Genomic DNA, 26,439 nt, shown 5'->3' on the forward strand with positions numbered 1-26,439 from the left:
CTCGAGCGGGTAAGCGAACACGATGAGCGGTAGCAATGATCTGAATCCGGCAGCGAAGCGCTCGCCATTGCAAAAGCGGCTTTATCTGGCAGGCGCCGTTGTGCTGCTCGCCGGTCTGATCGCCGCGGCGATCATCTATGCAATGGCTCCGGCGCCAGACAGCGCCGTCGCCATGTACAGCATCGCAGACCCGCGCTATCAGATCGAATTGCAGCGCATCGGCGGCAACGCGGCCGTGTTGATGGCGCAGTTTCATCAATGGTTCGACGGTCTTTGGCACGGCACGGCGCTCGCTTATACGGTGGCCGTGCTTGGCGCCCTGCTCGCGGGCGCATGCTTTTTTATCGGGTATTTCTTTGCCGGCGAAGAGCCGCAGACCTGAAGCAATCCACCGCGTCTGGCCAAACAGGCGTCTACGACGCGTCTTTAACGTGCGTACCAGGCTGCGCCACGCCTGCCATGCGCAGCGCCTCATGCAAGGTGCTGAAAATGCAGTTTGTGCCGACGATCGGGGTGATTCCATGCCGGTCCATATCCGAGCGCAAATAGCGGTTCACGCGTGAGAAGATCACTTCGATACCGCTGCGCTTGAGCGTCTCGAACAACTCGCCGACCGAACGCGCCGCCGAATAGTCCAGGTCGGTGATCGCGCCGGAATCGATCACGAACCAGCGCACCGGGCCCGGCGCATGATCGACCAGGCTGCGGACGTCTTCGACAAAAAAGTGGTCGTTCGCGTAGAACAGGTCGGCGCCGAAGCGATAGACGATCAGTCCCGGCGCGGTCTGGATTCCGGCCGCGGCCGGCACCGGCACCCAGATGCCGCCTTCGCCGGGCACGAGCACCATGGTGTGCGGCCGGTAACTATGCCGCACATGTCGCAGCAGCGATAACGCCACCGCCACCAGAATGCCGTGCTCGACACCGATCAGCACTACGGCCGCCGCGGTGAACACGGCCAGCGTGAATTCACCGGGACTTTCGCGTCGAATCGAAAACAGCGTCAGCAGATTGATCAGGCCGATAGCGATCGTAAACACAATGCTGGCCAGAATGCAGTGCGGCAGGTACTGCAAAAAACGGCTGAAAAACAGCAGCACCACGACCACCACCAGCGCGAACACAACCTGCGCGAACTGACTGCGCGTACCGGCGCGATCGCCCATGGCGGTTTGCGTCGGACTGCCGTTCACCACGAAGGCGCCGGAAAACGCTGCTGCGGCGTTGGCGGCGGCAATACCCAGCAGATCGGCATTGGTATCGACGGTTTCGTGATAACGCTCGGCGAATACGCGGCTCGCGGCGGCGCTTTGCGCGACGATCATCACGAAACACGAGGCGGCGACCGGCAGCAGATCGAGCATCTGGTGCCACGTGACCGAGGGCATGCGCAGCGGCGGCAGTCCACCTGCCACCGGCCCCAGCACGGCAATACCGTGCGCCGCGAAACCGTAAACATCGCTTGCAGCGATACCCGCCACCACCGCGATCAACGGCACCGGCACGCGTGGCAAAAAGCGCTTGCAAACCAGAATGGAGACCACTACCAGTGCAGAGATGGCGAGCGTCGGCAGATTGATCTGCGCCGACTCGCGCACCACGAGCGCGAGTTGATCGACGCTGCTCGCGGCATGCCCGGGGACGCCGGACATGTCACCCAGCATGGCGATGCCGACCTGCACGCCGACCCCGGCGAGGAAGCCGACCAGCACCGTGCGCGAGAGAAAGTCAGCGAGAAAACCGAGCTTGAAGATCCGCGCGATGAACAGGAGCGCCGCGGTGAGCAAGGCGACCATCCCGGCGAGCGCCGCATATTCGGCGCTCGATGCCGGCGCCATGGTCGAGAGCCGGCTGGCGAAAATGGTGGCGGTGGCGGAATCGGCAGCCACCACGAGGTGCCGCGACGCGCCGAAGAACGCGAACGCGATAAGCGGCAGAAAGACGGTGTAAAGGCCCGTAACGGCAGGCATGCCGGCAATGCGCGCGTAGCCGAGCACCTGCGGGATATCCATCGAAGCCAGTTGCGCGCCGGCCAGCGCATCGCGCGCCGCCGCAGCACGGTTCAACGGAAGGATGCCTTTCAGTAAGCCAAGGCGTGTGGTGATGTTTGCCAGAAAATCTCGCATGCGCGATAGTGCCCCAAACTTAGGTTATCGCGCATCGTGCCGTGACTCGGCACAGAAAGGCAAGGATTGGGGCTTCGATCGGCTAAAGAAAATGGCTAAAACCGGCTTAATGGCCTCGAACCCGGGCCCCGAACGCGGGCTCCGAACTCGCCACTGAAACCGTCCCACTTTGGCTTAACGCCTGAACTGCCCCGTCAGCGGATCCACATGCCGCGCGAAACCGAACAGCGCGGCGATGCAGATCGGACAAGCGATGATGAACACGGCCAACATCTCGCACCCCGTAACAATTTGTTACTGCCAAGTTTAAGCGATTGCCGTGCGAATTGAATGAGGGAAAACGCAAAACACTGTTGCGTGGTATTACAACAGCGTTGCGCGCCGGGGGCGTCGAATGCGTGAACTTGCGTTTAGAATCACCGCCCTAATTCGCCTCCTTGAACAACACCACGCCCGCGAAACTCACCAGTCCGCACGTCAGCACATACCAGGCCGGCGCGTAAAAACTACCCGTCATGCGTCACAACGCGCTGACGATCAACTGCGCGAAGCCGCCGAAAATCGTCACGCCCAGCGCGTAGATGATGCCGAGCGAGGTTGCCCGCACTTCCGGTTTGAACGCTTCGAGAATCAGCACGAAACCCGCCGGGCTCGAAAGCGTCATCAAGCCGATCAGCACGAAGACGACCAGCACCACTGTGTAGATCGACGGCCAGGTTTTGATCGCGTAAAACGCCGGCAGCAGCACGACCAGCGACACCACCGACACCGCGTACAGCAGAGTCTTGCGACGCGGCATGCGGTCCGCGAGACGGCCGGCCAACGGCGAGCCGATCAGCAGCACGAGGCCCGCCGTGCAACCGGCCAGCAGCGACACCGCGGCTGGCATGCCGGTCGTCATCGTCAGGAACGACGGCAGGAAAAACACGATTACATACATCGACGAGGTGCCGCCGATCACCAGCATCGTGCCCGCCACGATCTGCCGCCATTCGATCCGAGCCTTGGGCGGAGCCGCGATTGGCAACCCTGTTTTCGCTGCATGCGCGGCCGGCAAGGTCTCGTCGAGATGCTTGCGCAGATAGAAACCGAGCGGACCGATCAGAAGCCCGATCAGAAACGGCACGCGCCATCCCCATGCAAGCAATGCCTCGTGCGACAGGCTGCGCGTGAGCGTTGCCGCCACCAGCGCGCCGGCCATCGCCGCGCCGCCCTGCGAGGCCATCTGCCAGCTCACCAGCGAACCGCGCCGACCCGAGCTGCCCGACTCCATAAGCAAGGTGGTCGCCGCGCCCACTTCTCCGCCGGCCGAAAAGCCTTGCAGCAAACGGCCGAGCACGATGATCGCCGGCGCCGCCAGACCGATCGTGGCGTAAGTCGGCGCGAGGCCGATCATGCCGGTGCCGAGCGCCATCAGCGAAACAGTCAGCACGAGGGCCTGCTTACGGCCCACACGGTCGGCATACGCGCCGATCACAATGCTGCCGAGCGGCCGCACGACGAAGCCGACGCCGAAGGTTGCGAGCGACATCATCAGCGCGCCCAGCTCGCTGCCGGCCGGAAAAAACAGCTTGCCGATCAGCGCGGCGAAGAAGCTATAGACCGTGAAGTCGAAGAACTCGAGACCGTTGCCGAGCGCAGCGGCAAAGACGGTCCGGCGCGACGCATGCCGCTCTTTCACGTCGGTCGCTTCGGTCACGTCGGGTACAGCGGCACTGGCGGTGTGTTGGATGGTATTCATGGGAGAGTCCCGCCTAGAAGTTGTGGTACATGCCCAGTGACATGGTGACCGGTGTCGTGCCGAGTTCCGGTGCGGTGCTGCCGGTTTGGGTCGGCAGCGGATTATTGTTCAGCAGTACCGTGGAAATGCCGAAGTTGCGAATGAAGCCCGCGCGCGCATACAGCCCCGTGCGCTTGGAGAGGGTGTAGTCGTAGCCGAGCATCACGCCGAATGCCGAATCTTTCGCGGGGTTCTTCGCCGAGTCGTGCACGCCGGACGTATCGCGATACACCACCGAAGCGCGGAACGCATTGCGCCCGACCGGCCAGATCGTGCCGAGCGTATAGACGCGCGCGATGCCGTCGTTGGCGAGCTTCGGCGCGTACTGGTTGAACGCGCCGGACAGCACGATCTTGCCGGTGTCGACCACCACGCCGAAACCGTACAGATCGTTGCGCACGGTGCTCGTGCCGCCTGTACCACCCGCGCCGCTTGTGCCGCTTGTGCCGCTTGTCCCGCTTGTCCCGTTTAAGCCCCACACCTGGTTGTAGGTGCCCGTCACGTAAGTCGTGCCGTCATACCATTGCAGCAACGCGCCCTGCGCCGCCGCGGCAGGCGACTGGCCGGCCACGTTGCTCGGCGCGTACATCAGCTCCGTGCTGAAGCCCGCAAAGCTCGGCGACAGGTAGGTCATCGCGTTGTTCACCCGCGCGGGCAATTGCGTCGCGCCCGCACCGAGGTCGCAGTTGTAGCCGAAGCCCTTCGGCGTCTGCACGACGGCGGTGCCGAGCCACGTGTAAGCCGAGTTGGTGCCCACGGTGCCAAACACGTCGACGAAAAGCGGCAGGCCCGTGCCGATCTGCTTGCCGAAACGCACGCGGCCATAAGTCGACGAATTCAGCCCCACCCATGCCTGGCGATTGAAGAACGAGGTGTTGTCCTGCATGGCGCCGCTATTGGCGAGAAAGCCGTTTTCCAGATTGAATTCGGCGCGCAGTCCGCCGCCCAGATCTTCCCGTCCGAACAAGCCGAATTTCGACGTCCATTCGCCGCCGCTCTGGGTCTGCACCAGCGACTTGCCGCCCACGGTCTGATAGTTGATGCCCATATCGATCGATCCGTACAGCGCCACGCCTTCGCGCAGGCTGCCGTTGAACTCCGGCAGTGCGGCGAGCAAGGTCACCTGATACGGCTCGGCGTGCGCCGTGCCAGTTCCGAGCGTCAGCAGTGCCGCGCTCATTGCGATGCATTTTTTCATGGGTCTCCCTACTCCTCGCGTGCAATTAATGTCTAGAAACGAAGTGCAAAACTGAACTGAAGATTCCGGCGCCATGGACGCCGGATCGAAACCGGGCGAGCGGACCGTGCTCAGGTAGCGCTCAGGCCGTGCTCAGGCCACGCTCAAACAGCGCTCGGCGAGTCCGACGAAGTAAGCAGCCCCCCCAGCTGATCGCCGCGTCGTTGAAGTCGTATTCCGGGTTGTGGACCGCGCAACCGCCTTTCGAGTCGACGCCGTTGCCGAGCACCACATAGCAGCCCGGCACCACTTCGGTCATCCACGAAAAGTCTTCGCTGCCCATCACCGCATCGGGCATTAGCGTGTAGCCCTCTGGGCCTGCCAGGGCTTCGATGGTTTCGATCGCGAGGTCGGCCGCGCCGCGATGATTGACGAGCGGGCGCGAGATCTGCCGGTAGTCGACTTCGGCCGTGGCACCATAGGCTTGCGCCTGCAATTGGGCGATGCTGCGGATCCGCGCTTCGACCTTGTCGCGCGTTTCCGAGTCGAGGGCGCGCACCGAGAGTTTCAGCGTCGCGGTTTCGGGGATCACGTTGGGTGCGGTGCCGGCATGGATCGCGCCGACCGTCACCACGGCCGCGCGGGTCGGCTCGATGTTGCGCGCGACGATCGATTGCAAGGCCAGCACGATGTTGGCCGCCGCGACGATCGGATCGCAGCCCAACTGCGGCATCGCGCCATGCGTGCCCTTGCCGGTCACGGTGATCGTCACCGTATCGGACGAGGCCATCATGCAGCCGTGGCGCAGCGCGAAGTGACCGACCGGCAGGCCGGGCGCGTTATGCAGCGCGAACACCTGATCGCACGGAAAGCGCGTGAAAAGACCGTCCGCGATCATCTTCGAGGCGCCGCCCAGGCCCTCTTCCGCGGGCTGGAAGATCACGTTCAGCGCGCCGTCGAATTCGCCCCGGCTAGCGAGCCGGTGCGCGGCGGCCAGCAGAATCGCGGTGTGGCCGTCGTGGCCGCATGCATGCATGGTCTGCGCGACGGTGCTCGCGTACGGCAGGCCGGTAGCTTCCTGGATCGGTAGCGCGTCCATGTCGGCGCGCAGGCCGAGCGTGCGGCCCGATGTGCCGCGCCGCAGTTGGCCGACCACGCCGGTGCCGCCGATGCCCGTCGTCACGTCATAGCCCCATTCGGCGAGCTTGCGCGCGACCAGTTCGGCGGTGCGCGTTTCAGCGAAGCCGAGTTCGGGATGCGCGTGGATGTCGTGGCGAATCGAGATGAATTCGTGTTCGGTCTCGCGCAGTTCGGCGAGAAGCTGGGGAAAAGACTGCGTCATTCGTTTTGCTCCGATTAAGCCGGCTGCTGTTTCGCAACCGTCGAAGCAAAGCGTAAAGATCCGGCCCGAAAACAAATAAGCACAAATTTTGATGCGTATAACTGCCAGTGCTATATTCCGCATCATGAAAATTCATCATCTGCGAGCGCTGGCTGCAATTGCCTCGACCGGCAGCATCAACGGCGCGGCCAAAGCGCTGTACGTGACGCAACCGGCCATCACGAAGGCAGTGCGGGAACTGGAGACGGAGTTCGGCGTGCGCCTGCTGGAGCGCAACCCGTGGGGCGTCGTGCCCACGGCCGAAGGCGCGGCGCTGGTGAGCCGGGCGCGCACGGTGGTGCGCGAGATGGAGCGCGCCGAGGAGGATATGGCGCATCTGAAGGGGCTGCGCGACGGCAGCCTGGTGATCGGCATCACGCCGATTGTCGGCACCACGGGGCTTGCCGAGGCCTTCGTCGAATTTCGTAAACGCTGGCCGATGGTGACGCTGGAGTTTCGCGAGTTGGGTTTCAACCAGTTGCACGAGCAACTCCGTAATCGCACGCTGGATCTGGCATTCGCCGCATTCGCGCGACCGGTCAGCGATCTGGGCAGCGTGAAGCAGATGGTCTCGTTCGAGACCGTATTCGTGACGCGTGCGCAGAGTCCTTATGCAGACGCTGCTTCGCTCGAGGCGGTGCAGGAAGCCGAGTGGATTCACACCGACGTGACGCACAACTACCCGGGCTTTATCCGCGCGATGTTCGAGTGTGCCGGGCTCACGCCGCCCCGGCGGATCACGCGCTGCACGTCGTACGCGCTGTTTTACAGCCTGACGATCAGCACCGACGCGATCTTCGCGTGGACCACGCATTCGCTCGAAGAAACCGCGCTCGGGCAGAGCTTCGTGCGCCTCGCACTGCCGGTCGCGCCGCCGCCGTTGCAGTTGTATCTGCTGTCACCACAGGAATCGCAACTGACGCGGCCGGCGGAGTATTTCGTCCACTGCATCGAGCAGGCGATCGGGCCGTTGTTGAAGGGGCCGGCGGCGCGCGAAGGGGATTGATGGGGTTCGCAGGGCGTTTTCGCCCGTCGTTTTCCTCTTCAACTTGCCCGATACTTCAGGCAAATATTTATATTTTGACTAGAGTATCGGACAAACTAACGATGTTTTTGTGACATCATCAACCTACCTGCCATCCCAGATCCACCCTGTTTGTCCGATACTTTTGACATATTAAAGATATTTGCCTAATCTATCGGACATGCCTCGCACCTTTAAACGTTCCTTTCCGTCGGTCGAGAAGCAGATGCGCGCTCTCGGCGAACGGCTGAAGCTCGCCCGTCTGCGGCGCGAACTCCCAACTGTGCTGTTCGCCGAAAGGCTGGGCATTTCGCGCGACACATTGAGCCGCCTCGAGAAAGGCGATCCGAATATCGCGCTCGGCACCTATATGCGAGCGCTTCGCGTGTTGGGCCTCGACACTGATATGGACGCCGTCGCCCGCGACGACGAACTCGGCCGCAAGTTACAGGATCTCAAGTTGCCGGGTCAGCGAAAACCGCGTACGAACACGCCCGGTGCTGCTCCTATCAAAACCGGGCAGCCGACAAAAAAACACCCGAAGAAATCTGATGGTCAGCAATAAACCTCGAGACGCGTTCAAGGTATTCCTCGACGCAGCCGAACTGAGCCCCACGCAACAGGTCGGGACCTTGTATCGCCAGACTGCACGCACCGACTTGCCTGCCTCGTTTGCCTATGCGAAGAACTGGGTAGACGGGCGCAACGCATTCATGCTCGACCCGCGCCTCGAGTTATGGACCGACGAGCAATACCCGCCTGCGAAATCCGCCGCATTCGGTGTCTTCATGGATTCAGCGCCGGATCGCTGGGGCCGCGTGCTGATGGAGCGCCGCGAGGCCGCGGCGGCAGATCGCGAAGACCGGCCCATGCGTAATTTGCAGGAAATCGATTTCCTGCTGGGCGTACACGATCTAACGCGAGTCGGCGCGCTGCGGTTTCAAGACATGGGGGGACATTTTCTCGACAACAGCGCCGATGCCGCGCCACCGGTCACCGACCTCGCGACCTTGGCGTATATCAGCCTGCGCATTGAAGAGGCGGACATCGAAAAACTGCCCGAGTACGAGCAGTGGCTCGCCATGCTGATCGCCCCCGGCACCTCGCTCGGCGGCGCTCGCCCCAAAACGAACTTCACCAGCCTGGGCGACGATCTCTGGATCGCCAAATTTCCCGCGAAAGACGACCGCTACGACATCGGCGCGTGGGAATACATCGCTCACCGGTTAGCCAAAAAAGCCGGCATCTGGGTGCCGCAGTCCGAACTCAAGTACGTCGGCACACGTTATGGCACCTTCTGTGTCGAACGATTCGATCGCCGTGAAGGCGGCCGGCGGCGCATGTACACCTCCGCCATGACCTTGCTCGAACGTCAGGACGGCGAATCGGAGGCAAGCTATCTAGACATTGCCGAGTACCTCGCCGGCAACGGCGCACAAGGTCATATCGACGAAGATCTCGCACAACTCTTCAGAAGAGTCGTTTTCAACGTACTCGTGGGAAACCGGGACGATCATCTTCGCAATCACGGCTTCATTCGCGAGGCTTCGGGCTGGCGGCTTTCGCCAGCGTTCGATATGAATCCAAACCCGAGCAAGCGGGAACACGCGCTCACACTCGACGGTATGAGCGCCCTGCCCAATCTTGGAACCGCGATCGAAACTGCCGAGTTTTACCGACTCGACGACACGCAGGTGCGTCGTATCGTTGCGGAGGTTCAAGACGCCATCAATACATGGCGGGAAGAAGCCACCGAGCTGAATCTGTCCCGGACCGAAATACAGCGAATGGAGTCTGTATTTCAGGCGTGACGCCCTCGCATGGCAGCCACACGTCCGAGGCGTGCCGCTCGCATCGGTCACCTTCGCGCTCGCGTTCCGGCACATGTCGCCATACCCCTTATAATCCGGCATGACCCGAATCCCGCACCATATCCCCTCGCAATCGGCCGCACACGGCCGATCAGCCGCCCACCGCTCACCGGTGGCCGCATGAAAACACCCAAACGTCTGCTCCCGCTGGTCGAAGAAGGCCTGATCGACGAAGTCATCTCGCAGTTGATGAGCGGCAAGGAAGCCACCGTCTACGTGGTCCGCAGCGGCGAATCCACGCGCTGCGCGAAGGTCTATAAGGACGCCAAACAGCGCAGTTTCCGCCAGGCCGCGTCCTATCGCGAAGGCCGCAAAGTCAAGAACAGCCGCCAGCAGCGCGCGATGGAAAAAGGCAGCCGCTATGGCCGCGAAGTGCAGGAACAGGCGTGGCAAAACGCCGAAGTGGATGCGCTGTTCCAGCTTGCCAATGCCGGCGTGCGCGTGCCGCAGCCGTTCATCTGCACCGACGGCGTGTTGCTGATGGAATTAGTGACGGATGCGGACGGCAACGTCGCGCCGCGTCTGAACGATGTCGAGATGACCGAAACGCGCGCCCTCGAATTGCACGCGCTGCTGCTCAACCAGGTGGTGCGCATGCTGTGCGCCGGCATGATTCACGGCGACCTGTCCGAATACAACATCCTGCTCGCGGCAGACGGCCCGGTGATCATCGACCTGCCGCAAGCCGTGGACGCCGCCGGCAATCTGGAAGCGCCAGCCATGCTGGAGCGCGACGTGAACAATCTCGCCACGTATTTCGGCCGCTTCGCGCCCGCGTTGCTCGACACGAGCTACGGCAAGGAAATCTGGTCGCTGTATGAAGCGGGCGCATTGCAAGTGGATGCCGAGTTGACCGGCCGCGTCGAACTGGACACCACGCCGATCGATCTCGAAGGCGTGCTACAGGAACTCGAAGACACGCGGCTCGACGAAGAAGCGCGCCTGCGCTACGAACAGTCGCTGCGCAGCGGTACCTAAGCCGACCCTGCACTCCGCTTAAGCGCTCCCGGTGCCTGCCCCACCGACTCGCGCATCGTCACGCTCACCGGAAACTCGCGGATGATCTCCCACGAGGTCCGGTAGCACTGATTGACCAGCCAGCGCACGGCATTCTGCGTCAACTCCGCCGTCGGGATATGCACCGAGGTGAGCCCAGGCGCGGCATAGGCGGCAGAATAATCATCGTCGTAGCCGATCACCGAAATTTCGTCCGGTACGGCAATGCCCGCCTGGTGGAAGCGCGCCAGCGCACTCACAGCCATCGTGTCGTTCGCGCAGAAGAGCCCCGTGAAACGCCGCTTCGAATCAAGTAGTTTCTGCGCGGCAGCGTAACCGCCTTCCGGCGAGAAGTCCGATTCGATCAGCGTGACGTCCTCGCGCGCAATGCCCTCGCGCAATAGTTCGGCAAAGAAGCCTTCGAGCCGGGTCTGATTGTCCGAAGCACTGAACGGCCCGGATATCACCGCGATATCCCGATGCCCATGATCGAGCAGCGTGCGTGCCGCCAGCTCGCCGCCGCGCCGATGATCCGCGCAAAACGACGCCTCCGGCAACTGATCGAACGCGCGATTCAGAAACACCATCTTCGGATGCATGCGGTGCAGCATGTCCAGATCCTCGTCGTGCAGATCGTGGCTGATCACCACCACGCCGTCGCAATCGCGGCCGATCAGAAAGCACACCGCCTCGATGGCCTGCTCGCGCGGCGACACTTCCCCGCAACCCGTCGCAACCACCACGTGGCGCCGCACCGCGCGCAGTTCGGCGTCGGTCTGCTTGAGAATCGTGCCGTAGTAGGAGCCGAAGAAGGTCGGCACGAAAATGCCGATCATGCCGAGCGATTGCGTCGCCATTGCCCGGCCGATGGACGACGGCCGGAAATTCAGCGCTTCGATCGCGGCCTTCACACGGGCGGCGGCATCGGCTGAAATGGGTCCCTTACCGGAAATGGCTCGCGACGCAGTCGACATGCCAACGCCGGCCAGTGCCGCGACATCTTTGAGTGTTGCCACGCGGGTCTCCGTCAAGACAGTTGAATTCAACGACGCCGCATCCAGTCACTACAGACGCGCGCCGCCTTCTTCCTCGAACAGCGAGATATGCGCGCCATCGAACGAGAACGCCGCGGCATCCCCTATCGCCAACGGTGTCTTCGTCTGATCGATCGACGCGATTTGCTCTCCATGATAGTCGAGCCAAATGACACGGTGGTTGCCCATCGGCTCGATCAGTGAAATGTTCGCGCGTTCGTTCATCGTCGTGCTCGTGCCCGTGCCCACGTGCACGTCTTCGGCCCGGACGCCGAGTACGCAAGGTAGACGATCCGTCGGCAGGCTTTTGAAAGGATATGACGACACATCGAACCGCAAATGCGCTGTGCAAAAGTGCAGCGTACCGTCGCGCACCTCGAGCGTGCCCTTGAGCAGATTCATTGCGGGCGAGCCCAGAAACGTTGCGACGAACAGATTGTTCGGCCGCGCATAGACTTCGGCGGGCGTGCCGAACTGCTGGATCACGCCGCCGCGCATCACCGCCATGCGCGTGGCGAGCGTCATGGCTTCAACCTGGTCGTGGGTCACGTAGATCATCGTCGCGCCCAGACGCTGGTGCAGTTGCTTGAGTTCGCGACGCAATTCGGTGCGCAACTTGGCGTCGAGATTCGACAGCGGTTCGTCGAACAGGAACACGTCGGCCTCGCGCACGATCGCCCGGCCGATCGCCACGCGCTGCCGTTGCCCGCCGGAGAGTTGCGCCGGCTTGCGCTTGAGCAGCGGGCCGAGTTGCAGCATCTCGGACGCGCGCGCCACGCGCCGTTCGATTTCCGCCTTCGGCGTGCCGTTGATGCGCAACGCAAACGACAGATTGCGCTCGACACTCATGGTCGGATACAACGCATACGACTGAAACACCAGCGCGATACGGCGATCTTTCGGGTCGGCCCAGGTCATGTCTTCGCCGGCGATTTCGATGCTGCCGTCGGTCACGTCGATCAAGCCCGCAATGCTATGCAGCAAAGTGGATTTGCCGCAACCCGATGGCCCGAGCAACACGACGAACTCACCGGCTCGCACGTCGAGATCGAGATTCTCGATCACCGTATTCGCGCCCAGCTGGATCTTCAGATTGCGCACCGATACGTTGGCCGGATTCGACAGACCGGCCGCATCCGCCGCGTTGCCGAGGTTCGCCACGTCTGCCGCATCTGCTGCCGCGTTTGGCATCGCATTTGCCACGTCGTTTACCCCCGCATTTGTCAACGCATTTGCCCCATTCACCAGGTTTGCCATCCCTTATCCCTTGACCTACCCCTTGACGGCGCCGGACGCAATGCCGCGCACAAACCAGCGGCCCGAAATGAAGTAGACCGCAAGTGGCACCATGGAGGTGAGAATGGTCGCCGCCATATTGACGTTATAGAGCCGCTCGCCGGTCGTCGTATTGATGATGTTGTTCAATTGCACCGTCATCGGCAGGTTTTTCGTGCCGGCGAACACCAGGCCGAGAATGAAGTCGTTCCAAATGTTCGTCACCTGCATGATGACCGCGACGACGATGATCGGCGTGGACATGGGCAGCATCAGTTGCAAAAAGATACGCCAGAAACCGCCGCCGTCGATGCGCGCCGCCTTGAACAACTCCTGCGGGATCGACGCGTAATAGTTGCGAAACAGCAGCGTCATCACCGGCATGCCGAAGATGGTATGGATCACCACGATGCCCGGCAGCGAACTGAACAGATGCACGCTCGCGAGCACGCGCACGAGCGGATAGACCATCACCTGCACGGGAATAAAGGCGCCCATCAGCAGCACGCCGAACAGCAGTCCGGCCCCGCGCGGCCGCCAGAACGACAACGCGTAGCCGTTCACCGCGCCAATCACGATCGAGAAGATCGTACTGGGCACGACGATACGCACCGAATTCCAGAAGCCGACCTGAATGCCATTGCAATCGAGCCCCGTACAGGCGGATTGCCACGCGGCGCTCCATGCATCAAGTGTGAAATGCGTGGGGAAAGCGAGCAGATTGCCGAGGCGAATCTCGCTCATCGGTTTGACCGACGTGACGAGCATCACGTACAACGGCAGCAGGAAGAACAACGCGGCCGTGAGCAGAAACGCGTAGACACCGAGACGTGCGGGCGTAAAAGCCCGGCGGCGCCGGCGGCTACGGCTCGGCGTGCCGCCTTTCAGCGGAGGGCTGAGCGTGTTCATCACACCTCCTTGCGCAACGCAGCGCGGCTGCGGGCATAGAAGAACGGCGCGAGAATCGCCAGCACCGTTGCCAGCAACACGATCGACGCTGCCGACGCGAGGCCGATATTCGCGCGGCCGAACAGGTAATCCATGATGAACTTCGCCGGCACTTCGCTCGCCGTGCCTGGGCCGCCTTGCGTCATGGCGACTACGGCGTCGTAGAGTTTCACGACCATCACAAAGAGCAGCACGAAGGCGGTGGACATGGAAGGCCCGAGCATCGGCACGACGATGCTCGCATACACGCGCCAACGCGGAATCCCGTCGATACGCGCGGCTTTCCACAGTTCGTCGTCGATACCGCGCAGGCCGGCCAGCAGCAGCGCCATCACGAGGCCGGATGCCTGCCATACCGTCGCGATGACGATCGTGTAGATCACCCAGTCCTGATCGACGATCCAGTCGAAGCGTGCATGCACGAAACCAAGCTTGTGCAACACGGCCTGCGCACCCAACTCAGGATTCAGAATCCACTGCCAGACCAAACCGGTTGCGACAAACGACATTGCGTACGGATAGAGAAACACCGTGCGCAACGCGCCTTCGGCCACCACGCGCTGATCGATGAAAATCGCCAGCAACAAACCGATCACCATGCACGCAATAATGAAGCACGCGCCGTAGATCACGATGTTTTGCAGCGAGAGCAACCAGCGGTCGTTGTTAAACAGCCGCGTGTATTGCGTGAGACCCGCGAAGTCGCCGGAAGGAAACGTACGCGAGTTGCTGAGGGACACGCGCGCGGTCCAGACCATCGTGCCGAGATACGCGAACACGACGGTCAGGACCATCGGCAGCAACGCCACCCATGCCGCTATCGGCAAACGCTTTCTTAGCGGCTTTTTCAAGGGCCTTTTGCGAGGCTTGGAATCGGTGGCTTGCAACTTGAGCGCGTGCATGGTGAGCGCCTAGCTCTTCAACGCACTGGCAAACGCCTTCTGCGCGTCGTCGACCGACTGGTTCTTGTTCCAGAAGTTCGTGATGACGTCGATCAACGCGCCCTGTGTGTCAGGCGAGAGCAGCATTTCCGGATTCGGCAACTGACGCGACTTGTCCTTCATGATCGCCATGCCCTCCTTCGCGCAGATGTCGAGACTGCTGGCGTCCACATCGGGACGAATCGGAATCGAGCCTTTCTTCGCGCTGAATGCAACTTGCGCGGCCGGCGAGGTCATCACCGTGGCAAGCAGATTTTGCGCCTTGATCGCGTTGGCGTTGTCGGTTTTCGGGAACACGAACACATCACCCGCGACCAGATACGGCGAGTGCGGACCGAAACCCGGGAAGCAGCCGAAGTCCTTGCCGGCACTCTGGTTGGCCGCCGAGAATTCACCCTTGGCCCAGTCGCCCATGATCTGCACGCCCGCCTTGCCGGAAATCACCAGCGCGGTGGCATCGTTCCAGTTGCGGCCAGGCGAGCCCGGATCGACGAAATCATGCAAGCGCTTGAACGACGCGAGCACCTTCTTGAACGCATCCGACTTGACCGCGTTCATGTCGCGATCGCGGTACACCTTCAGATAAAGATCGGGACCGCCGACGTCGGCGAATACCGCGTCGAACGTGATCTTTTCCTGCCACGGCTGACCACCGAGCGCGAGCGGGATCACGCCCGCGGCCTTCAGCTTGCCGAGATCGGCGATGAATTCGTCATAGCTCTTCGGCTCGGCGGCAATGCCGGCCTTCTGGAACACCGGCTTCGAGTAGAAGAACCAGGCCGGCATGTGAATATCGACCGGCGCGGCGTAGTAATGACCCTTCACCTTGATGCTGTCGATGATCGACTGCGGGAACACGTTGTTCCAGTTCTCTTTCGCGGCAACGTCGTCGACGTTGTTCAGCAGGCCCTGGTCGATCAGGTCGTGAAATTGCCTCGACGTATTGAACTGCGCAGCGGTGGGTGGATCGCCGCCGACGATCCGGTTAATCGCGGTGGAGCGCGCCTGATCGGCGCCGGCCACTGCATTGTCGATCCAAAGGCCACCGGCCTTGTTATATGCATCGGCAAACTGGCGAATCGCGGCCGATTCGCCGCCCGAGGTCCACCAGTGAATCACGTTGGCTTTCAAGGGCTCCGCCTGCGCGACGACGCCATACAACGCCAGTGCCGCAACCACGCCTCTTAAGACCATTTTTCTGCTGTTCATTCCGTCTCCTGTCGACCAGAGTTAGCGCTTTAGCGCTTACTCTGGTCCCATGCACGATAGTTGCGCCAGGCTTTGCGCCCGTGTTTCAAGTCGACATACAAACCAGCTCCACCTGCCGTTAGACCTGTGCCTTAAACCCGTGCCTTACGCTCCTTCAAAAACTTCGCCACCCACTCCGCGCTGCGCTTGATCGTACGCTTCTGCGTACTGTAATCGACATGTACGACACCAAAGCGACGCTCATACCCAAACGCCCACTCGAAGTTATCCATCAACGACCACAGAAAATAGCCGCGAATATCCACGCCGGCCTTGATCGCCTGATCGACCGCCGCGAGATGGCGCTTGAGGAACGAGATGCGCTGCGTATCCTCCACATGACCGTCGGTCACCTGATCGTCCGAGGCCATACCGTTTTCGGTGATGTAAATCGGCGGCAGGTTGTGATACGTCCTCTTGAAACCGGTCACCAGATCGCGCAAGCCATCGGGATACACCTCCCAGCCCATCTGCGTGCGCTCGACGCCTGCGAGCGGCACGTCCCGGAATCCATGCGCGCCGTCGCTCGCAACGTTGGTGCGGAAGTAATAGTTGATGCCGAGAAAATCGAGCGGCGCGGAAATAGTCTGCATGTCGCCGTCGAGCACCAGCGGCTCGGTTCCCGGCCACAACTCGAACAGGTCCTGCGGATACGCACCCTTGAGCAGCGGATCGAGAATCCACGCATTGTGCTGGACTTCGAACAGATGCGCCGCGCGCTGATCCGCCGCGCTGCCACTATTGGCCGTGCCTCGGCCAATGTTGGCGACGATACCTTTCTGCGAAGCGGGATCGTTGGCGCGCAATACCGGCACCGCGAGACCGTGCGCGAGTAGCAGATGATGCATCGCCTGCGTCGCAAAGCGTCCGTCGGCGAGGCCCGGCGCGTGGTGGCCGTTGCCGTAGCCGAGATACGCCGAGCACCACGGTTCGTTGAGCGTCGCCCATGCGTCGACCGTGCCGGCAAGTTCGCGGCTCATCAGGTCGGCGTAGTCGGCGAAACGGTAAGCGGTGTCGCGATTGAGCCAGCCGCCGCGATCTTCCAGATGCTGCGGCAAGTCCCAGTGATAGAGCGTCACGAAGGTCGTGATGCCCTTCTCTTTCAGGCGGTTCAGGAGGCGCTTGTAGAAGTCGAGCCCTTTGCGATTAGGCACGCCTGCCGCGTCCATCACGCGCGGCCATGCAATCGAGAGCCGATAGCCTTCGAGGCCGAGCGAGGCCAGCATGTCGACGTCCGCTTCCCACCGGTGATAGTGATCGCAGGCAACGGCGCCGGTGTCGCCGGCCAGCACCTTGCCGGGCGTCGCCGAGAAGGTGTCCCAGATCGAAGGCAGGCGGCCGTCTTCATCCACCGCGCCTTCGATCTGATACGAAGCCGTGGCGGCGCCAAGCAGGAAGTTTTTGCGCCACAGCGCGGAGTCAGCGGGCGGGGTGAAGGGGTCGGCGAGCGGGTCGTTGGAAATTGCAGGGGATAGAGCGTCGGATACAGCGGATGCGTCGTTTGCCACGGATTCTCCTGCGCTGAGGTCGTTGAACCGGGTACGGCGAAACTCGATGTAGAAGTTACGCGGAACCTGCTTGACAGCAGATGTGGAAGCGCTTCCACAATGACCAGCGAACGATAGCAGTGGCGGATTCACCGCAGCAATCAGGGTTTGTCTGGAGAGGGGGCTGGGATGCGCCGCGCCTCGGGTCCGCCCTGCGCCATGACAGAGCGTCGGTCGGTTATGGCACTCAACCGTTAGCCATTTACTGTGCTGACGGCCGGTCAATTGGCTCTTGCGAGACGGTCATGTATTGCTTGATGTCAGGCTGACCCAGCGCAATCGCATTGAGCATTGCGACGCCAAGCCGACGCGCGAACTCGTCGTCAAGCCTGAAATCGAATTCGTCTAGCAGGATCGGTACTGCGAATATTCCAGTCAAGATCGGGACCAGCCTGGCTGGCTCGACCAATTGCACGTTCAACCGTTGACTGCCCTGGTCATAGTTCAGAACCACGGAACGCGGGGGATCAATCGCCATCAATACCCTCTGCACTGTTCGGCTTGTCGATTGGGTGCGGCGTGACGTTCAGGTGTTGTTTGATGTCCGGTCGGCCCAATGCAATCGTATTGAGCATTGCAACTCCAAGTTGTCGTGCTAATTCGTCGTCAAACTTGAACTCTTCATCGTCCAGAAAAAACGGCACTTCCATAATTCCGCGCACGACCGGGGCCAGCCTGGCTGAATTTACAGCTTGCATGATCAACTGCTTAGGATCTTCGGTGTAGGTCAAAACCATGGAATACGGCGGATGATTAGCCATTAATACCCTCTGCACTCTTGATAGATTTGGAATGCGCTCTGTTTACACAGTGCGACGGCCCGCGCGCCGCCCTTGCGGAAAGCAATCGCATTGCGCATTTCGATTTGAGCTTCATACTGCGCGAAGCATTCGCTCTGGAGGTCTCCGTTGGCGCGCGGCCCGCGCCGACGGACGGTGGTGATAAGAGGACAGTTCGCACTTTTCCCACAGGCCTCACCGGGCTGGTTCCTGTCCCCTCGGCGCCATGACCAAACGTCGGTCGGTCATGGCGCTCAACCCTCTGGCCAATTACTCTTCTGGCGGCCTGTCGATTGGATGCTGCGTAAAGGTCATGTATTGCTTGATCTCCGGCTGCCCCAGCGCAATCAGATTAAGCACGCCACCACCAAACCGACGAACAAATTCGTCGTCAATCCTGAAATCGAATTCGTCCAGCAGGACCGGCACTTCGAGTTCTCCAGCCAGAACTGGGGCCACCCTAGCCCGTGAAACAGATTGCACAATCAACCATTGACGATCTTCGTCGTAAGTTACTACCACAGAACATGACGGAAATTTAGTCATCGATACCCTCCGTACCCTACTGTCCTGACAGCTCGTCGATTGGCCGTTGTGTAACGCTCAAGTATTGCTTGATGTCCGGCTGACCCAGCGCAATCAGACTAAGCATCGCGGCTCCAAGCCGTCGCGCGAACGCGTCGTCAAGGCTGAAATTGTGCTCGTCCAGCAAAATCGGTGCCTTGAGCGTCCCGGCCATGACCGGTGCCAATCTGGCTCGATCAATAGCCTGCACGGCAAACTTCTGACGATCTTCGATATATGTCAGAACCACGGAATACGGCGGATGCTTAGCCATCAATACCCTCTGCACTGTTGATATACGAATAGGCAATGGGTCGTCCTCTGCCCATCCTTCGTGGTAGCTTCAAGTCACTTACCTTGAGGCTCGCTATCTCGTTGTCCTGCTAGTCCTCGATTGGCTGCTGCGTGACGTTCATGTATTTCTCGATGTTAGGCTGGCCCAGCGCAATCAAATTGAGCATTGCGACTCCAAGCCGTCGCGCGAATTCGTCGTCAAGCTTGAAATCGTACTCGTCCAACAAGATTGGCATTTCGAGTTTTCCGGCCACGAGCGTGGTCAACTTGGCTGGTTCAACAGCTTGCACAATCAACTGTTGGCAATCTTCGACATAGGTCACAATCACGGAATAAGGCGTATGCCTAACCATCAATACCGCCTGCACTCTTGATAGATTTTTGAATGCCCTCTGCTTACACAGCGGATCTGCCCGCGCGTCGCCCATGTGGAGAGCAATCGCATTGCACATTTCGATTGAGCTTCATACTGCGCAAAGCATTCGCCCTAGAGATCTCCGGCGGCGCGCAATCCGCGCCGCCGGACGGTGTTGACAAGAGAGCAGTTCGCGCTTTTCCCACGGGCCCCATCAGGCCCGTTCGCGCCCCCTCAGTGCAATGGCCAAACGTCAGTCGGTCATACCACTTAACCTCTGGCCAATTACTCTTCTGACGGTCTGTCATCCGGCCGTTGTGTCACGCTCATATATTGCTTGATGCCCGGCTGACCAAGCGCAATCAGATTCAGCATGGTCGCGCCAAGCCCTTGCGCGAATTCGTCATCAAGCCTGAAATCGAATTCGTCTAGCAGGATCGGCATTTCAACTGCTCTAGCCAAGAGTGGGGCCAGCCGGGTTGGGGCAACTGATTGCAAAATCAACTGTTGACGATCTTCGTCGTAGGTTACAACCACGGAACACGGCGAAAAACTAGTCATCGATACCCTCTACGGCTTGTCGATAGGCTCTTGCGTGACGGTCATGTATCGTTTGATGTTAGGTTGACCTGCCCCAATCAGATTGAGCATTGCGACTCCAAGCCGTCGTGCGAATTCATCGTCAAGCTTGAAATCGTATTCGTCCAGCAGGATCGGCATTTCGAGTGCTTCAGCCATGAGCAGGGCCAGCCTGTTTGGATCAATGGCGTGAACGATTAACTGTTGCAGATCTTCGTTGTAGGTCAGAACCACGGAATACGGCGAATGTTTGGCCATCAAAACCCTCTGCACTGTTGATACCTCTGGAATGCGTTCTCTTTGCACAACGCGCGGGCCCGCGGGCCACCTTTCGGGCCACCCATTGGGCCACCCATTGGGCCACCAAGCAGATCGCACAGATCCAAATCGTTTTCATACCGCGCGAAGCATTCACTCTCGCGACTTTCCCTGCCACCGCACTTTACCATTCCACCATCACCACTTCCGGTCCCAAAGAGAGCGCTATAAAGCATCGATCTCTTCGCAGAATCCGTCAGGTCCGGCACAAGAGCAGGATAAGGAACCTGCAACTGATCGCTCAGCATCAGCTCCGTTGTCTCGCCCCACTTCGGCAGCGGTTCGCTCAGTTCACTACCAAAAAGCTTCCCCGTCAACTTGGCTTTCCAGGCCATGTAACATTCAACGCAGAGGCTTGGAACGAAAGCCTTGGAGTCAGACTGAAGACCTGTGAGGTTGGCAGGTGGCGAAACAGGATCGTTACCCAACGCCCAGTTGGTGAGCCACACACCCAGTTCAGCATCGCTGATCGGCTGCTGAACGCCGCCATTCGTTGCCACCGCCGCTGTACGCGTCGACACCGTGCCGTTCGCAGCATAGCCATACCGGACCACCAGTTTGCGGGCGAGTCCGCCGTTGACCACACCTGCCTTCTCGTCGTACCGAAAAACAGATACGCGCCCGCGCTCGTCGTAACTGATGTCCGCCTGACCGCTATTGCCTGCTATAGCTGTTGCACGATTCGCGGCGTCACGGCTAAGCGTTCGCATCGACCAACCCGACACGGCATCCCGCGTCGTTGCGATGTTGCCCCTTGCGTCGTACGTGTAGGTCCAATCTTCAATCTTCGCGCCATTCTGGGATGTCGTGGCCGACAGAAGACGGCCCGCATTGTCGTAGCGTGCGCCGACCGTCAGTTGGCTCCCCGTCCCGACCGCCTGCAGCCCCTGTTCGCCTGTCAGGTCCGTCGTTTCCCGTTCTGCGTAGCCCGTGACGTTGCCGCTCGAGTCATAAATGAACGCGCGGATCTTGCCCGGTGTAGCAACCAGATTCGGACGCAGCGAGCTGGCATCGTTGTACTCAATCGTTATTACCGTCTTCTTCCCAGCGACCGTTGCAATCGCCTTCGTTGGCCGATTGGCGCTGTCCCACGTGTACTGCGTATCGCCTTCTGGAGTCGTTCTCTGCGTCAGATTCCCTGCGATATCCCACTTGCGCGATATCGTTCCGGCTGGCGTAACGATTGAACCAGGACGCCAGGCGTCCGGGAAACTGAAACTGTACGTGCTCGTGCCGTACATGTCGCTGAGTGTCGTCTTGCCGGAACCATAGTTAAGCGATGTATTACGCGTCGTGTCGGGATGGCTGACCGATATCACGCGTGCATTGGCATCGTAAGTCCACGTCGCTATCCTTGATCCGGATTCGTCCTTTACGCCCGTCAACGCCTTGGGGAAGCGTGCATCTTCGTACAAATATTGACGAATGGATCCGTCTGGATGGGTTACCGAAGCAAGATTACCTTTTACGTCGTACGCATACTGCGTGACCTTGCCCAAGGGATCTACCATGCCAACGATGCGATCGCTATCGTCATACTGAAGATTGATCTTGAATCCGTTCGGTCCTATCTGATCGACCGGCCACTGGTTGATCTGCACCATCCGCTGTCTGGAGTCAAACAGAAACTTGCGGAGCATACCCGTGCGGGTTGTCTCGGAATAGAGATTGCCGTTGCCCGAATACGCTTCCGTTGTACCGAGCAGGTCGTCTTTCAGGTAGTAGTATCCAGCGCCATCTTTCGTCAGGGAGAGCCCGCGATTTCCCAGCATGGCCCACGCCTTACCGTTCCACTTGAATGTCAGCGGTTGCTGGTTACCCCGATAAACAACGATTTGCGGCGTGCTCGCATTAACCGCCGTCAGATCAATCCTGCGCTGCCAGTTGTTGACCCAGTTGCGGCCCATCGCTATCTGCGAGGTGTCATAAAGCCTCGAAAGATACGTGCGCCCAAAGACGAGTGGGAGCGCATCGCCGCTCGCAAAATCAGTCTCGGAAAGTGTGACGATGCCCTCCGCCGGCAATACCGGGTCCGCCACCGGGCACGAACCTTCTGGAGAAGGGGGAACCGGTGCGCCACCGCAATAGTCCTTTATCCAGTCCGAAGCATTGGGACAGTTATAGTAATTCATGCTGCTGTACGGATCGTCTGCGCCCCTCGACATAGGTGTCGTGCCGGCCACCTGGATAGCGCAGGTCGGGGTCCCGGGCGTCCCGAGAGACTTCTGATATGCCTGCATACATTGCATGTAATCTGCCGCGTTGGCGCCAAACGCGACTATAAGCAGCATGAATGCGGCCAGCAGGCGAGCCGCCATGCCCGTTTGACTCTCAGTAATTTTCCTGTTTTTCATAGTCATCCTTATTGGTTTTACTTGGTTTAATCACAAGCGCCCTATAAGGAGCATTCCATCCCCACTATCCAATAATTCCTAAAATTACAATTTCCAGAATTCCCGTACACGCTTCTTTCAGACTTCCTACGTAATCCGTATGGAGTTACGCAAGAGCCCGTCAGCCATCAACGCATCGCAGTAAGAAAACCCGAACGTCAGACGTGAACCGGCTGCACGCGGTCCCGTTTGACGCGAGATATACCTGCATGAAGATTGATGGGGACCGAGGGTCCGATCTGAGACAGCTAGAAGGAAAATGACGGGGTGCGGCGGCAGCCGCCCCAAAAGAGCGATACAAAACGCTGAGCGCCGCGTTAAGCGCCCAGCGTGACCCGCCGTTAAGACTTCTGCGCCGGCAGATTAAACGCACCCCGGTCATAAGCCTCGCAATACGCCTTCCAATCAACCCCCACCTGCGCTTCGCATTGCGCCGCGAGTTCGATCAACGGCAATTGCCAATCCTTGCGATTGCCGAACGCGATCAGCTCGTCCGCAATCGACGACTTCTGCCGGCCACCGCTGCGCAGTTGCGCCCACGCGCTCAACTGGGCCATGCTGTTGATCACTTCTTCGAGCCGCGGCAGCTTGCCGTCCCAGTCGCTCAACGCGACGCGGTCTTCAGAAGGCTGCAAGCTGCGCAGCACATACGAGCGCTGATTGAATTCGACCGCATGCAGGAACGCCTGCGAGACCGCCTGATTGCGCCGTTGAACTTCAACCACTCGCTGTGCCTCGCTCTGCCACTTCGGCTGCGGTGTGCGCACATGCGGCGTCACCGAAGAAGGCAGCGCCTCTTTCAGGTCAAGCAGATAGTTGCCGTCCGGCGAGCCTTTGCCTTCGACGAGAATCGCGTAGCGATCCACGCCCAGGCTGCCGGTGCCGGCAATCCGCCGCGTCACGTCGATGACGCGATAGAAGTCCGGATTGGGTTGACCGGCGGCAAACTGATGCATGAACGCAGTGACGGCGGCGCGCGCCTCGTCACTGATCGCCAGCGCTTTTTTGCCGTCCACTTTGAGCACGCGGGTCTTGCCCTTGAGCGTGGTGCGCCGGTCGAGATACGCGGCGCGCGTGCGGCTTGCCAGTGCGTCGAACAGATCGCGCACCATGCCGACCGAGGTCTCCGCTTCGATCCAGCGCGCTTTGCCGAAGGCGAGCGCCGCGCTATAAGCGTCGACCGCGGTGTGGCAGAGCGCGAGTGCCTCCGCGCGGCTCAGTTTGAGGTCGCTCGCGCCGACCAGCACGCTCGTGAGCAGCCGCACCAGTTCGTAAAGACTTGGCGCGAGGCAGGCTTCATCGAAATCGTTATTGTCGAAATAGATGAGGTGGTTGTCGCCCCTGTAGCTGCCGAAATTCTCCAGATGCATATCGCCGCAAATCCACACCGGCGGTGCATCGTCGAGCACCTTGTCGCGCGGCAGACGCGCGTAAAACAGATGACAGGCGCCGCGCAGAAACACGAACGGCGAGCTGCGCATAAGCTTGTATTTCATCGCGAGCCGTTCAGGATCGCGGCCGGTATTGAAGCTGGCGATGGTCTGTGCGATATCGGACATGTGTTTCTCCTTCATGCGGCTCAATGTGGTTTCAGTATGGGTTCGGTACAGGTTCAATGCGAGCGGATCGAATCCGCGAGCGCATGGAGATTGAGTGGCTTCACACGAATCACACCGCCGCGCGGACTGTCGATATCGGCGACCAGCATGAACGACAGCGACACGATCAGCGGAACGATCAGCAACAATCCGGCTCCCGCTTTCAAACCGCGCGCGCCGTAGCCGACCAGCACGTTGGCGCACACCGCTATCAGCACCATCAGCGCCCACGCCGCGAAAGGAATGCGATTCCACCACGCGGCCTGCGTGTAACCCTGCGTATTGAGCACGTCGTTCATTCCGGCGACAGCGAGCGCGGCCACGGGCGTGGGCTGCGCGGCAGCGGCATTCCTCACTGTAGACCACATTGCGTCCTGCAGGCGCGATGTCTCGGCATTGACCCGGGCGAGTTCGCCGGTGTCGCGCGTCGTGTAGAACAGCACGCGCTCGTCGAGATAGGTCTTCAGCAAGCCGCGCACGGTCGCCGCATCGGCGGCGGGCAACAGATCGGCGCGGACGTATTCGGTGCCGATCGCGTTCGCCTCTTCTTCCTCATAGTTCTTGCGTTGATCGTAGCGGCCTACCGCCATCGAAAAAGTGAAACCGATGATCAGCGCGAGCAGCGTTAGCGTGGCGGCCTGAATCACGCTGAAGTCGTCGCGTGCGGCCTCGTCGATTTTTCTGAATCTCCGCAACACCGACGCGCCGATGCGCGCCGACAACCACATCGCAACAAAGCAAATAATGAAGACGAGTGGCGGATGGTCGAATAGGGTTTGCATGGGCGAGCGTTTTTCTTATCGGAGATTTGTTAACGGGAACGCTTTGGATGGCGATTAAACGTGCACAGCCACTGCATCATAAGAGACGCCACGCGGATGGGGAAGCATGCGGGCGAAGCTGAATTGGCACGTGGCCGGTAGCATGCCGGGCGTCAGGAGCCTGTCATCAGATAGTAACGTCCGTCCGCACTGACATTGAAGCCGAAACCGCATTCCGTCGGCGAGCCATGCGTCCGTATGTCGAGCGTCTCCGGTGCGGAGAGCTTGAATTCGATCAGGCATTTATCCGCTGGTTTGTCCGTGTGTTTGTCCGATGGCTTGTCCGCTGGTTTGTCATAAGGCGCGAGGTTGGTGATCCTCGCGGTGGCGTCGAGCGGCGCATCGCCGACGCCATCGGTCATCGGCACGCGCGCCACACCGTCGTAAAAACGCACGTAGGCCGACAGGCTGCCCATGTTCGCGCTCGGTTGACCGTCGGCACTAACGGTGGGATACACGAAGTCGCCGTCGATCCGATAGACGCCGCGCCGCCCTTTCACTGGCTTCACCTCGACACTGTTCCACGCGCCGAAAAACATATAACTGGAGAAGCGCGCGCCGTTCGGCGGCACGCCGTTCACCACTGCTTTGCCGGCGATCGATTCGAGGCGTTGGCGCGCAGCCGCTACGGCACGGCCGAGCAGCGCGTCGTTCGGATAATCGTTGCCACGGCTCACCGCCGTCCGGTAGTACGCGCGCGCATTCGGCAACGCGCCCAGCTTCAGTTGCACATCGCCCTGATGGACCAACGCCATCGCCACGCGAGCCCGCGCCGAACTGGTCGCTTTCGGCGAGTTCTCCTCGCCCGCCTGCATGGCGGTGGCCTCGGCGAGCGCGGCTTCCATCTCGACCAGCGTTTGCGCTTCCTTGATGCGCCCGGCTTCAAGCGCGGCCACGCCCAACGCCGCGCATGACGCGTTCGTGCGGCACGGCACGTCCTTGCCCGCCAGCAGGTTGCGGCGATAGAGTTCGGCGCGCGAATCGGCGGCTTCCGTTTGCGCCGCGACGAGCGCGGGCGTAAGCGCTGCAATAGCAGTGACGGCAACGGCAGCAGCGACGACGGCGGTTTTGGCGTTCATGAGTAAGAGAGGACGATGGCGATGATGCGTTTCGGTGACGCCTTCAAGCAGCCGTATGCGTGGCACATTTGACGTGGATTGCCACGGACGCTGGCCGTGATGCTGACAGAAAACCGGCGATTGCGCGAACCCTTGCATGCCGCCGAAGCGAGCAGTCAATCGTGCGATTCAATCGCAACGCCCGGCACGCGGCGCTCCGTGACGTTTGAGCATGCATGAAACGCATTCGGCACGTCATGCGGCACGCATCGAATGGCTTGCCATGCACGAGCCGTGTACGATTTTGCACATCGGCAAGCGCCCGTTTGAAA

General features: G+C 60.5%; 26 protein-coding genes. 5 read left to right on the top strand and 21 right to left on the bottom strand.

What is annotated here, in order from left to right:
• The first annotated feature begins 22 nt into the window (after nucleotides 1-22).
• Nucleotides 23-382, top strand: coding sequence for a hypothetical protein (locus tag GNZ13_RS15040; protein ID WP_172165578.1), 360 nt, complete (start codon nucleotides 23-25; stop codon nucleotides 380-382).
• Between the two features lie 31 nt (nucleotides 383-413).
• Here the strand turns inward: GNZ13_RS15040 and GNZ13_RS15045 are convergent, their stop codons facing one another.
• From GNZ13_RS15045 to GNZ13_RS15060, 4 genes are all read right to left on the bottom strand, one after another.
• On the bottom strand, nucleotides 414-2,126 hold the full coding sequence (locus GNZ13_RS15045; RefSeq protein ID WP_172165580.1) for a SulP family inorganic anion transporter: 1,713 nt from the start codon (nucleotides 2,124-2,126) through the stop codon (nucleotides 414-416).
• A 520-nt stretch (nucleotides 2,127-2,646) separates the two neighbouring features.
• A complete protein-coding gene (locus GNZ13_RS15050; protein ID WP_172165582.1) occupies nucleotides 2,647-3,867 on the bottom strand; it encodes an MFS transporter in 1,221 nt (406 codons plus the stop codon).
• 13 nt (nucleotides 3,868-3,880) lie between these two features.
• On the bottom strand, nucleotides 3,881-5,104 hold the full coding sequence (locus tag GNZ13_RS15055; protein WP_172165584.1) for a porin: 1,224 nt from the start codon (nucleotides 5,102-5,104) through the stop codon (nucleotides 3,881-3,883).
• A gap of 121 nt (nucleotides 5,105-5,225) precedes the next feature.
• Nucleotides 5,226-6,425, bottom strand: coding sequence for a M20 aminoacylase family protein (locus GNZ13_RS15060; protein ID WP_172165587.1), 1,200 nt, complete (start codon nucleotides 6,423-6,425; stop codon nucleotides 5,226-5,228).
• A 124-nt stretch (nucleotides 6,426-6,549) separates the two neighbouring features.
• On the opposite strand from GNZ13_RS15060, the gene GNZ13_RS15065 reads away from it, so the two are divergent.
• The 4 genes from GNZ13_RS15065 (at nucleotide 6,550) to GNZ13_RS15080 (ending at nucleotide 10,337) form a co-directional block, all read left to right on the top strand.
• Nucleotides 6,550-7,470 (top strand): LysR family transcriptional regulator, encoded by a 921-nt coding sequence (locus tag GNZ13_RS15065; RefSeq protein WP_172165590.1) that lies wholly within the window; start codon nucleotides 6,550-6,552, stop codon nucleotides 7,468-7,470.
• 244 nt (nucleotides 7,471-7,714) lie between these two features.
• A complete protein-coding gene (locus GNZ13_RS15070) occupies nucleotides 7,715-8,053 on the top strand; it encodes a helix-turn-helix domain-containing protein (protein ID WP_236002001.1) in 339 nt (112 codons plus the stop codon).
• Nucleotides 8,040-9,299: a type II toxin-antitoxin system HipA family toxin gene (locus tag GNZ13_RS15075; RefSeq protein ID WP_172165596.1), complete on the top strand. Its 1,260-nt coding sequence runs from the start codon at nucleotides 8,040-8,042 to the stop codon at nucleotides 9,297-9,299. The genes GNZ13_RS15070 and GNZ13_RS15075 overlap by 14 nt, the downstream gene beginning before the upstream one ends.
• Before the next feature lie 180 nt (nucleotides 9,300-9,479).
• Nucleotides 9,480-10,337 carry a PA4780 family RIO1-like protein kinase gene (locus GNZ13_RS15080; protein WP_172165599.1) on the top strand — a complete coding sequence of 286 codons (858 nt, stop codon included), beginning with the start codon at nucleotides 9,480-9,482 and terminating at the stop codon, nucleotides 10,335-10,337.
• Here the strand turns inward: GNZ13_RS15080 and GNZ13_RS15085 are convergent.
• The 17 genes from GNZ13_RS15085 to GNZ13_RS15165 form a co-directional block, all read right to left on the bottom strand.
• Entirely contained in the window at nucleotides 10,334-11,371 is a 1,038-nt protein-coding gene (locus tag GNZ13_RS15085; protein WP_172165602.1) for a LacI family DNA-binding transcriptional regulator, read from the bottom strand. The two genes, GNZ13_RS15080 and GNZ13_RS15085, sit on opposite strands and share 4 nt — an antisense overlap.
• 48 nt (nucleotides 11,372-11,419) lie before the next feature.
• Nucleotides 11,420-12,646: an ABC transporter ATP-binding protein gene (locus tag GNZ13_RS15090; protein WP_407945634.1), complete on the bottom strand. Its 1,227-nt coding sequence runs from the start codon at nucleotides 12,644-12,646 to the stop codon at nucleotides 11,420-11,422.
• A 15-nt stretch (nucleotides 12,647-12,661) separates the two neighbouring features.
• On the bottom strand, nucleotides 12,662-13,573 hold the full coding sequence (locus GNZ13_RS15095) for a carbohydrate ABC transporter permease (RefSeq protein ID WP_172165605.1): 912 nt from the start codon (nucleotides 13,571-13,573) through the stop codon (nucleotides 12,662-12,664).
• Nucleotides 13,573-14,514 carry a carbohydrate ABC transporter permease gene (locus GNZ13_RS15100; RefSeq protein WP_172165608.1) on the bottom strand — a complete coding sequence of 314 codons (942 nt, stop codon included), beginning with the start codon at nucleotides 14,512-14,514 and terminating at the stop codon, nucleotides 13,573-13,575. The genes GNZ13_RS15095 and GNZ13_RS15100 overlap by 1 nt, the downstream gene beginning before the upstream one ends.
• Before the next feature lie 9 nt (nucleotides 14,515-14,523).
• Nucleotides 14,524-15,762, bottom strand: a complete 1,239-nt coding sequence (locus GNZ13_RS15105; protein ID WP_172165611.1) for an ABC transporter substrate-binding protein — start codon at nucleotides 15,760-15,762, stop codon at nucleotides 14,524-14,526.
• Between the two features lie 131 nt (nucleotides 15,763-15,893).
• Nucleotides 15,894-17,309 (bottom strand): GH1 family beta-glucosidase, encoded by a 1,416-nt coding sequence (locus tag GNZ13_RS15110; protein WP_172165614.1) that lies wholly within the window; start codon nucleotides 17,307-17,309, stop codon nucleotides 15,894-15,896.
• A gap of 241 nt (nucleotides 17,310-17,550) precedes the next feature.
• Complete coding sequence (locus tag GNZ13_RS15115) at nucleotides 17,551-17,826, bottom strand: hypothetical protein (RefSeq protein ID WP_172165617.1); 276 nt, start codon at nucleotides 17,824-17,826, stop codon at nucleotides 17,551-17,553.
• Complete coding sequence (locus GNZ13_RS15120; protein ID WP_172165620.1) at nucleotides 17,816-18,109, bottom strand: hypothetical protein; 294 nt, start codon at nucleotides 18,107-18,109, stop codon at nucleotides 17,816-17,818. Before GNZ13_RS15120 ends, GNZ13_RS15115 begins: the two co-directional genes overlap by 11 nt.
• 288 nt (nucleotides 18,110-18,397) lie before the next feature.
• Nucleotides 18,398-18,673, bottom strand: coding sequence for a hypothetical protein (locus tag GNZ13_RS15125; RefSeq protein ID WP_172165623.1), 276 nt, complete (start codon nucleotides 18,671-18,673; stop codon nucleotides 18,398-18,400).
• Between the two features lie 16 nt (nucleotides 18,674-18,689).
• On the bottom strand, nucleotides 18,690-18,965 hold the full coding sequence (locus tag GNZ13_RS15130) for a hypothetical protein (protein WP_172165626.1): 276 nt from the start codon (nucleotides 18,963-18,965) through the stop codon (nucleotides 18,690-18,692).
• A 109-nt stretch (nucleotides 18,966-19,074) separates the two neighbouring features.
• Nucleotides 19,075-19,437 (bottom strand): hypothetical protein, encoded by a 363-nt coding sequence (locus tag GNZ13_RS15135; protein ID WP_407945635.1) that lies wholly within the window; start codon nucleotides 19,435-19,437, stop codon nucleotides 19,075-19,077.
• 188 nt (nucleotides 19,438-19,625) lie between these two features.
• Complete coding sequence (locus GNZ13_RS15140; protein WP_172165629.1) at nucleotides 19,626-19,901, bottom strand: hypothetical protein; 276 nt, start codon at nucleotides 19,899-19,901, stop codon at nucleotides 19,626-19,628.
• Nucleotides 19,902-19,910: 9 nt separating this feature from the next.
• Nucleotides 19,911-20,177 (bottom strand): hypothetical protein, encoded by a 267-nt coding sequence (locus tag GNZ13_RS15145; RefSeq protein WP_172165632.1) that lies wholly within the window; start codon nucleotides 20,175-20,177, stop codon nucleotides 19,911-19,913.
• Nucleotides 20,177-22,591: a DUF6531 domain-containing protein gene (locus tag GNZ13_RS15150; protein ID WP_172165635.1), complete on the bottom strand. Its 2,415-nt coding sequence runs from the start codon at nucleotides 22,589-22,591 to the stop codon at nucleotides 20,177-20,179. Before GNZ13_RS15150 ends, GNZ13_RS15145 begins: the two co-directional genes overlap by 1 nt.
• A 380-nt stretch (nucleotides 22,592-22,971) precedes the next feature.
• Nucleotides 22,972-24,189, bottom strand: coding sequence for a DUF2252 domain-containing protein (locus tag GNZ13_RS15155; RefSeq protein ID WP_172165638.1), 1,218 nt, complete (start codon nucleotides 24,187-24,189; stop codon nucleotides 22,972-22,974).
• 53 nt (nucleotides 24,190-24,242) lie between these two features.
• On the bottom strand, nucleotides 24,243-25,010 hold the full coding sequence (locus GNZ13_RS15160) for a bestrophin-like domain (RefSeq protein WP_172165641.1): 768 nt from the start codon (nucleotides 25,008-25,010) through the stop codon (nucleotides 24,243-24,245).
• Nucleotides 25,011-25,162: 152 nt separating this feature from the next.
• Complete coding sequence (locus GNZ13_RS15165; RefSeq protein ID WP_216674850.1) at nucleotides 25,163-26,287, bottom strand: tetratricopeptide repeat protein; 1,125 nt, start codon at nucleotides 26,285-26,287, stop codon at nucleotides 25,163-25,165.
• Between the last annotated feature and the right edge of the window lie 152 nt (nucleotides 26,288-26,439).

Source organism: Paraburkholderia elongata (assembly GCF_013177735.1).
Lineage (GTDB): Bacteria > Pseudomonadota > Gammaproteobacteria > Burkholderiales > Burkholderiaceae > Paraburkholderia > Paraburkholderia elongata.